Origin of the sequence: Humibacter sp., assembly GCF_051954055.1 — a bacterium.
Taxonomy (GTDB): Bacteria; Actinomycetota; Actinomycetes; order Actinomycetales; family Microbacteriaceae; genus Humibacter.
On the sequence record NZ_JBQCIE010000062.1, the window covers coordinates 1 to 7,917 of the forward strand.

The 7,917-nt window shown below is 68.8% G+C and carries 8 protein-coding genes; 7 read left to right on the plus strand and 1 reads right to left on the minus strand.

The window, feature by feature from the left end; translation table 11 throughout:
- Positions 1 to 1,049: SAM-dependent methyltransferase (locus tag ACTHNC_RS07745; protein ID WP_440294022.1), on the minus strand; the 1,049-nt coding region annotated here is incomplete at its 3' end.
- 347 nt (positions 1,050 to 1,396) lie between these two features.
- Between ACTHNC_RS07745 and ACTHNC_RS07750 the strand changes: the two genes are divergently transcribed.
- From ACTHNC_RS07750 to ACTHNC_RS07780, 7 genes are all read left to right on the plus strand, one after another.
- Positions 1,397 to 1,918, plus strand: coding sequence for a flavin reductase family protein (locus ACTHNC_RS07750; protein ID WP_440294023.1), 522 nt, complete (start codon positions 1,397 to 1,399; stop codon positions 1,916 to 1,918).
- 143 nt (positions 1,919 to 2,061) lie between these two features.
- The gene (groES, locus tag ACTHNC_RS07755) at positions 2,062 to 2,358 is read left to right on the plus strand and encodes a co-chaperone GroES (protein WP_170024899.1); all 297 of its coding nucleotides are present in this window, start codon (positions 2,062 to 2,064) and stop codon (positions 2,356 to 2,358) included.
- Positions 2,359 to 2,482: 124 nt separating this feature from the next.
- Positions 2,483 to 3,493 carry an EamA family transporter RarD gene (rarD, locus tag ACTHNC_RS07760; protein WP_440294024.1) on the plus strand — a complete coding sequence of 337 codons (1,011 nt, stop codon included), beginning with the start codon at positions 2,483 to 2,485 and terminating at the stop codon, positions 3,491 to 3,493.
- Positions 3,494 to 3,550: 57 nt separating this feature from the next.
- On the plus strand, positions 3,551 to 3,931 hold the full coding sequence (locus ACTHNC_RS07765) for a hypothetical protein (RefSeq protein ID WP_440294025.1): 381 nt from the start codon (positions 3,551 to 3,553) through the stop codon (positions 3,929 to 3,931).
- Positions 3,932 to 4,131: 200 nt separating this feature from the next.
- Complete coding sequence (gene guaB / locus ACTHNC_RS07770; RefSeq protein ID WP_440294027.1) at positions 4,132 to 5,634, plus strand: IMP dehydrogenase; 1,503 nt, start codon at positions 4,132 to 4,134, stop codon at positions 5,632 to 5,634.
- Between the two features lie 319 nt (positions 5,635 to 5,953).
- Positions 5,954 to 6,724 (plus strand): enoyl-CoA hydratase/isomerase family protein, encoded by a 771-nt coding sequence (locus tag ACTHNC_RS07775; RefSeq protein ID WP_440294028.1) that lies wholly within the window; start codon positions 5,954 to 5,956, stop codon positions 6,722 to 6,724.
- Positions 6,721 to 7,578, plus strand: coding sequence for a 3-hydroxyacyl-CoA dehydrogenase family protein (locus ACTHNC_RS07780; protein ID WP_440294026.1), 858 nt, complete (start codon positions 6,721 to 6,723; stop codon positions 7,576 to 7,578). Before ACTHNC_RS07775 ends, ACTHNC_RS07780 begins: the two co-directional genes overlap by 4 nt.
- The last annotated feature ends 339 nt before the right edge of the window (positions 7,579 to 7,917 follow it).

Genomic DNA, 7,917 nt, shown 5'->3' on the forward strand with positions numbered 1-7,917 from the left:
AGCGTGCCGACGCCGCGCTGGCGCAGTGCCTTCTTGAGGTCCTTCTCGGCGTAGGGCAGCGTCTCCAGGATGCGGAAACCGGCGGCGAAGGGCGTCGCCACCGGCACGTCGGCGGTGATGTACGCGATCTGCTCGGACAGCATCCACCCGTCGATGCTGCGAGCGAGGTCGCCGATCAGGCGGGCACTGATCACTGCGCCGTCCGGCTCGTAGAGGTACTCGCCGAGCGGACCGGCCTCCACGTCCTCGCTGTCGGCGTCGGCCGTGAGCTCGTCCGCCGCGTCCCCGCGGAGCACGAGCGCCGCCCGGTGGATGCCGGGCCGGGCCAACGCGCCGAACCACAGGCCGAGTTCGACCACCTGGCCGTCGACCGAGACCCATTGCGCCTCCGCGGTGGACGGGATCAGGTCGCGGTCGAACCCGGGTCCGAGCTTGAGACCGACCGACCGGCCGGTGGCCAGCTCGTAGGCGAAGCCGAGCGACGGCGTGTAGTCGTCCGGATCGGTCAGACGCTCGGTCTGGGTGTGGCCGGCGGTACGTCGGGCGGGGTCGAGGAAGACTCCGTCGATCCCGCGCAGGTCGACGTCCTCCGCACGCTTCTGCTCGACCACGGCCGTGGGGAACGGGGCGAGGTTGAAGGACGCGATGGCCGCGGTCACCTCGTCGGCGTCGACGGCCATGACCTCGAGGTCGAGCGCAGCCATGGCCATCGCGTCGCCGCCGATGCCGCAGCCGAGATCCGCCACCCGAGTGAGGCCGGCGCGGTCGAACCGTGCCGCGTGGTGCGCGGCCACCTGCAGACGCGTCGCCTGCTCGAGCCCGGCTTCGGTGAACAGCATGCGCGAGGCGAACGGGCCGAACTTCGCGGCGGCCTTGCCGCGCAGCTTGGACTGCGTGAGCACGGTCGCCACCAGGCCGGGCGGATGCCCTTGGCTGCGCAGCGCGCTCACCATGCGCACCACGTCTGCCGCGCTTTCGTACGGCGGCAGCGAGTCGAGCAGGCGCAGCCCCTCGGGGCTCAACAGTTCGACCAGTTCCGCGCGTTCCACTGCGACAACCTATCGCGGCTGCGCTCGCGGCGAGGGCTGTACCGGCTGCACCGCCCCGCCGCCGACATCCTCACCGAGACTACGTGTATGCGCTGACACTGGGCGCATGGCACCAGGTCTCGACGCATACACGTAGTCTCACTTCGACGAGAGCGACCCGCGGGTGCGTCGGTGTTCGCGATCGAATTGACCTCAACAATGGTTGAGGTCCTAGGCTCGAGGTGCGGAGGGCGGCACGGGCGTTGCATCGAGCGCCACTCTGGGCAACCGCCCGAGGATGCCCGCGCCTCCCTCCGCCCCTGACGCGGAAGTCTCAGCCCCAGAACCCGAAGACGCGAATCCCACGGATGACAGCAACAGAACCCCTCATCACAGCCACACCGACCCAGGCGACGCCCGAAGCGTTCAAGGATGCCTTCCGCCTGCATCCCGCGGGCATCGCCCTCATCACCGCCCTCACCCCGGAAGGCCCCGTCGGGCTCACCGCCTCGAGCGTCGCATCCGTGAGCGCCGATCCGCCGGCCCTCGCGTTCTCGGTGACGCGTGCGACCGGCAGTGCCGGGGGCATCCTGTCGGCTCCCACGCACCTGGTGCATCTGCTCGACGCGCAGCACATCGGGCTGGCTGAGGTGTTCGCGCACTCCGGCACGGAGCGCTTCACCCCGGAGCAGGGCTGGTCTGCGCTGCCCACCGGCGAGCCGCATCTGCCGGACGCGCGCGTTGCCCTGCGGTGCCGCATCCTCCAGGCGACGCCCGTCGGGTCATCGGTGCTCGTGCTCGCCGAGGTGCTCGAGATCCACCCGGGCGAGGCGAGCGAGCCCGTCGCGTACGTCGACCGCGCCTTCCGGTCGCTCGGCGATCGGTCGTGAGCCGCTCGCAGGACGGAGACGGGCGTCCGCTGCTTGCACTCACGTTGCACGAGTGCCAACCCTGCGCCTACACTGCTCATTAGCACTCTCACTGTCAGTGTGCTAACTACGTCTTCAGTACAAAGTACAGAAAGAGGTCAACCGTGTCGGTCTCCATCAAGCCGCTCGAGGATCGCATCGTTATCAAGCAGGTCGAGGCTGAGCAGACCACTGCGTCCGGCCTGGTCATCCCGGACACCGCCAAGGAGAAGCCGCAGGAGGGCGAGGTCATCGCCGTCGGACCCGGCCGTATCGACGACAACGGCAACCGCGTCCCGCTCGACGTCAACGTCGGCGACAAGGTGCTCTACTCCAAGTACGGCGGAACCGAGGTGAAGTTCGGCGGCGACGAGTTCCTGGTGCTGTCGGCTCGCGACGTGCTGGCCGTCATCGAGCGCTGACGCTCACGCCATTGCGGTAGCTCCGCAGGGTTTCGAAGGGGTCTGGATGCCTGGCATCCGGGCCCCTTCTGCGTCTGACCTCCGGTGAGGCGTGATGGTCGGACGCTCGACCTACGATTGTGCGGTGTCCGAATCCGCGGGGAACGACCCCGCACCGCCCGCAGCAGTGACCGCACCATCCCGACCGGGACGCGGCATCGTTTACGCCGTCTCCGCGTACTTCATCTGGGGATTCCTCCCCATCTACTTCATCGCGCTCGCGCCGACCGGTCCGTTCGAGATCGTGGCCTGGCGCGTCGTGTTCTCTCTCGTGTTCTGTGCGATCGCGATCGTCGTCACGCGGGCGTGGCGGGCGTTCGCGGCCATCCTGAGACGTCCGCGCATCGTGCTCATCATGGGCGCGGCCGGTGCGCTCATCTACGTGAACTGGCAGACGTACGTGTACGCGACGACGTCGGGGCAGGTGGTCGAGGCATCCCTCGGCTACTTCATCAACCCGATCGTCACCGTTCTGCTCGGTGTGATCGTGCTGCGCGAGCACCTGCGGATCACGCAGTGGATCGCCATCGGCATCTCGGTCGTCGCCGTCGTCGTGCTCACCGTCGGATACGGCCGGCTGCCGTGGATCGCGCTCCTCCTGGCGTTCTCGTTCGGCCTGTACGGCCTGGTCAAGAAGCAGGTCGGACGCAACGTGGATGCCCTCAGCGGGCTCACGCTCGAGACCGCGTGGCTCACGCCGGTCGCCATCGTGCAGCTCATCGTCGTCGGCGTGACGACGGGCATCACTTTCGGACACGTGAGTGTGCTGCACGCCGTCGGCGTCGTCGGCGTCGGCGTGATCACGGCGGTGCCGTTGCTGTTCTTCGCGGCGGCGTCGCGCAGGCTCCCGCTCATCGTGATGGGGTTCATCCAGTACTTCACGCCGATCCTGCAGCTCATCGTGGGCGTCGTGCTCCTGCACGAGGCGATGTCGCTGGAGCGCTGGATCGGGTTCGCGCTGGTCTGGGTCGCGCTCGTCGTGCTCACGGTCGACATGGTGCTGGCCGTGCGACGCGATCGACGGGCGGCGGCAGCGGATGCGACGCGACGTGCGGCCGCGACGGAAGCGGCGCCGACCGACCCGCTCCCCGAGTAGGGCCGGCCGCAGCAGGATTCTGGGCCGATCGTCGGGCGTAGAGCGCATAGTGGATGCATGTCGATCGGCGCGCTGCTGCTCGTCAGCGCTGCACTCGGTACGAGCTTCGCCGAGTCGTATGCGCTCGCTCTCTACCGGCGCGCCGTGCGCGGTTCGCGGGAACGGTACGTGTGGCGCAGCCGCTACATGGTGCTCGCGTTCCTGGTCGCCCTGATCTCGGTGGCCATCGCCGTGCTCGACGTGATGCAGGGAGACACGTTCTTCGCGGCGCTCTGGCTGGCGATCGCAGCGATGCGGGTCGTCGTGCTCGTTCTGAACCGCGACAAGGACGACGACGACTGGTTCAAGCGCACCGGCCGGCGCATCCGTTCCGGCGTACGCAAGCTGGCCGCCGCGCTGCGTCCGAGCCCGGGAGTCGGGGTACCGGTTCCCGCGTGAGTCCGGCCGCAGATCGATCGACCTGAGCGGCCGCACAGGTGCGTGGAACCGGCCACAGGCATCCGGAATGCTGCGCCTGCGCGCGGCGTTAACATGGAACATCCGCGCTCAGGACCCTCCAGCGAAGTCCGTGGCTACCTCCATGCGAGCCGGATGTGACGAGCACGACTCGACGAGCAGACGACGAGAACAGGGGAGAGATGGACCAGGCGGACCCGTTCGGATTCATGGGACTGACGTACGACGACGTGATGCTCCTGCCGGGGCACACGGATGTGATTCCGAGTGAGGCCGATACGTCCTCGCGCCTGACCAAGCGCATCAGCGTGGCCACCCCTCTGCTCTCCAGTGCCATGGACACCGTGACCGAGTCGCGCATGGCCGTCGCGATGGCCAGGCAGGGCGGTCTCGGTGTGCTGCACCGCAACCTCTCCATCCAGGACCAGGCGGCATTCGTCGACAAGGTGAAGCGCAGCGAGTCCGGCATGGTGAGCAACCCGGTGACGACCACGCCCGACGCGACGGTCGAAGAAGTGGATGCCCTGTGCGGCCAGTACCGCGTCTCGGGCCTGCCCGTCGTCGAGGGCGACGGCACGCTCGTCGGCATCGTCACCAACCGCGACATGCGCTTCGTCTCCCCGTTCGAGAAGGCGTCGACCCTCGTGCGCGACGTCATGACGAAGATGCCGCTGATCACCGCTCCGGTCGGAATCGACCCCGACTCGGCGATCGCGATCTTCGCGCAGCACAAGATCGAGAAGCTTCCGTTGGTGGATGCCGACGGCAAGCTGCGCGGGCTCATCACCGTCAAGGACTTCGACAAGAGCGAGAAGTATCCGAACGCGACGAAGGATTCCGAGGGGCGGCTGCGCGTCGGTGCGGCGATCGGCTTCTTCGGCGACGCCTGGGACCGGGCGATGGCCCTGGTCGACGCGGGCGTCGACGTGATCGTGGTCGACACCGCCAACGGCGACAGCAAGGGCGTGCTGGAGATCATCCACCGCCTCAAGCGCGACCCGCGCTCGGCGCACGTGGAGGTGATCGGCGGCAACGTCGCCACGCGCACGGGCGCGCAGGCACTGGTGGATGCCGGTGCCGACGCGATCAAGGTCGGCGTCGGCCCAGGCTCCATCTGCACCACCCGAGTCGTCGCCGGCGTGGGCGTTCCGCAGATCACGGCCGTGTACGAGGCATCCCTTGCCGCGCGCCCCGCTGGCGTGCCGGTCATCGCGGACGGCGGCCTCCAGTACTCCGGCGACATCGCGAAGGCGCTCGTCGCCGGTGCCGACACCGTCATGCTCGGTTCGCTGCTGGCCGGATGCGACGAGAGCCCTGGCGATCTCGTGTTCGTCAACGGCAAGCAGTACAAGAACTACCGCGGCATGGGCTCCCTCGGCGCGCTGCAGACGCGGGGCAAGAAGACGTCGTACTCGCGCGACCGCTACTTCCAGGCGGACGTCCCCAGCGACGACCAGCTGATCCCCGAGGGCATCGAGGGCCGGGTCGCCTACCGCGGGCCGCTCGCCTCGGTCGCTTACCAGCTCACCGGGGGCCTTCGGCAGTCGATGTTCTACGTCGGCGCCCGCACCATCCCGGAGCTCAAGGAGCGCGGCAGGTTCGTGCGCATCACGCCGGCCGGCCTGAAGGAGTCGCATCCGCACGACATCCAGATGGTCGTCGAGGCGCCGAACTACACCCGCTGATACGCCGTCGGCTCGAGGTCCGTCCGCCGGTTCCGCAAGGCACCGTGGCGGCCAGGCCACCGGACGGGTTCCAGCCAGGCCACCGCCCGGTTCCAGACCGGCCACCGCCGTCAACAGGACAGATCACGCTCTCCTGCCGAGAGCAGGTCGGCTTGGCATGTTTTGGGGCGGATGTCATGTCGAGCCGTGCGCTTGTGCCGCGGCGGCGTTTGACCGGGCCGGGCCGCTCTGCGAGAATTACTGTCCGAACGGTCGGTAACTAAAGGCGGCCGTGCAGACCTGGCTGTGGCAGTTCTGGCGCGATGAAGGGCGGGAGCGGATGACCGACGCTCGGACTACGCGCATCGAGCGCGGCGACGACCGCATCGTGGTCACGCTCGACCGGCCGCAGACCCGCAACGCGATCGACCAGCGCATGGTCGACGAGTTGCACGAGGTGTGCGCCGAGCTGGAAGTCGAGCCGCGCATCCTCATCCTGGCTGGCGGCGACGGTGTGTTCGCTTCGGGGGCGGACATCGCGGAGCTGCGCAAGCGCACCGCGCAGGATGCCCTCGCCGGCATCAATACGCGGCTCTTCATGCGCATCGCCCGGCTGCCGATGCCGGTGATCGCAGCGGTCGACGGCTGGGCGCTCGGCGGAGGGGCGGAGCTGGCGTATGCAGCGGATTTCCGCATCGGCACACCGCGCACCGTGTTCGGCAACCCCGAGACCAGCCTCGGAATCATCGCGGCGGCGGGCGCGACCTGGCGACTCCGTGAACTCGTCGGCGAGCCGCTCGCGAAGCAGGTGCTGCTGGCCGGCCGTCGACTCGACGCCGAGGAGTCGCTGCGTGCCGGCCTGCTCGGCGAGGTCGTCGAGCCGTCCGAATTGTTCGCGGCGGCGCACCGGCTGGCCGATCGCATAGCGTCGATGGATGCCGCGGCCACGATCGCGACGAAGGCGGTGTTCGCAGCGGCGGCAGACGAGCATCCCGATGCCGAGCTGCGCGAGCAGGCCGTGCTCTTCGAGTCGCCGGAGAAGCACAGACGGATGACCGAGTTCCTGGAACGCAGACAGCGCAAGGCCGCGACGGACGGGGCTGCACGATGACGGCGACCCTGCCGCGGGCGGTTGGCGTGCTGGGCGGCGGAACCATGGGCGCCGGCATCGCGCACGCCTTCCTCGTCTCCGGATGCCTCGTGCACGTGGTCGAGCGCGACGACGAGCAGTGCGAGGCGGCATGCGCTCGGGTGCTGCGGGCCGTGCGGGCCAGCGTCGAGCGCGGAACGACGGACGAGAGCGTCGAGGCGTTGAGCGAACGGCTATCGGTGGGCACGACCGACGAGGCGTTTGCGGAGTGCGGGCTCGTGATCGAGGCGGTGCCCGAGCAGTTCGAGCTCAAGGTCCACTCGCTGGGGCGGATCGCCCGCTCTGCGCCGGGCGCCGTCATCGCGAGCAACACGTCGTCGATCTCGATCGACGACCTCGCCGCAAGCCTGCCGGACCCCGAGCGGTTCCTCGGTCTGCACTTCTTCAACCCCGTTCCGGCGTCGAAGCTCGTCGAAGTCGTGCGCGGCGCCGCGACGTCCGACGAGACGCTGCACGCGGCGCAGGCCTGGGTCGCCGCGATCGGCAAGACCGCAGTGACCGTGGCGGATGCGCCGGGCTTCGCCTCCAGCAGGCTGGGCGTCGCGCTCGGGCTGGAGGCGATCCGGATGCTCGAGGAGGGCGTGGCCAGCGCCGAGGACATCGACCGGGCGATGGAGCTGGGCTACCGGTATCCGGTCGGCCCGCTTCGCCTCACCGACATCGTCGGGCTGGATGTGCGGCTCGGCATCGCCGAGTACCTTCACGTTCGGCTCGGCGCCAGGTTCGAGCCACCGCAGCTCCTGCGCGACAAGGTGGCCGCCGGTGAGCTCGGCCGCAAGACGGGCCGTGGCTTCTTCGAGTGGGACGCGTCGTGATCGCTAGGCGTCGACGATGAGATTCGTGATGCGTGCGGTGCAGAGCAAGCGGCCGTCCTCGTCGGTGACCGTGACGGCGTGCGAGGTCACCCGTCGGGGGGGGCGGTGGGGCACCGGCCCACCCCCGAAAAAAACACAACACGCACAAACGATGAGGAAGGAAGTGATGTAAAAACCACACCCCCCCAATAAAGGGGCCCCCAGGTTGTGCGGGGGTTGTGCATAAAATCACCCCCCCTCACCAGTGCTATGCGTTTTGGGTTCTCTTTTGGGGTGGGGGTGGGGCTACACCCGGGCCCCGACGGGTGACCTCGCACGCCGTCACGGTCACCGACGAGG

Excerpts from the sequence above, each read along its gene's own strand:
- ACTHNC_RS07750 (WP_440294023.1), top strand. The coding sequence starts at position 1,397 with ATGACAGCAACAGAACCCCTCATCACAGCCACACCGACCCAGGCGACG.
- ACTHNC_RS07765 (WP_440294025.1), top strand. The coding sequence starts at position 3,551 with ATGTCGATCGGCGCGCTGCTGCTCGTCAGCGCTGCACTCGGTACGAGC.
- guaB (WP_440294027.1), top strand. The coding sequence starts at position 4,132 with ATGGACCAGGCGGACCCGTTCGGATTCATGGGACTGACGTACGACGAC.
- ACTHNC_RS07775 (WP_440294028.1), top strand. The coding sequence starts at position 5,954 with ATGACCGACGCTCGGACTACGCGCATCGAGCGCGGCGACGACCGCATC.
- ACTHNC_RS07780 (WP_440294026.1), top strand. The coding sequence starts at position 6,721 with ATGACGGCGACCCTGCCGCGGGCGGTTGGCGTGCTGGGCGGCGGAACC.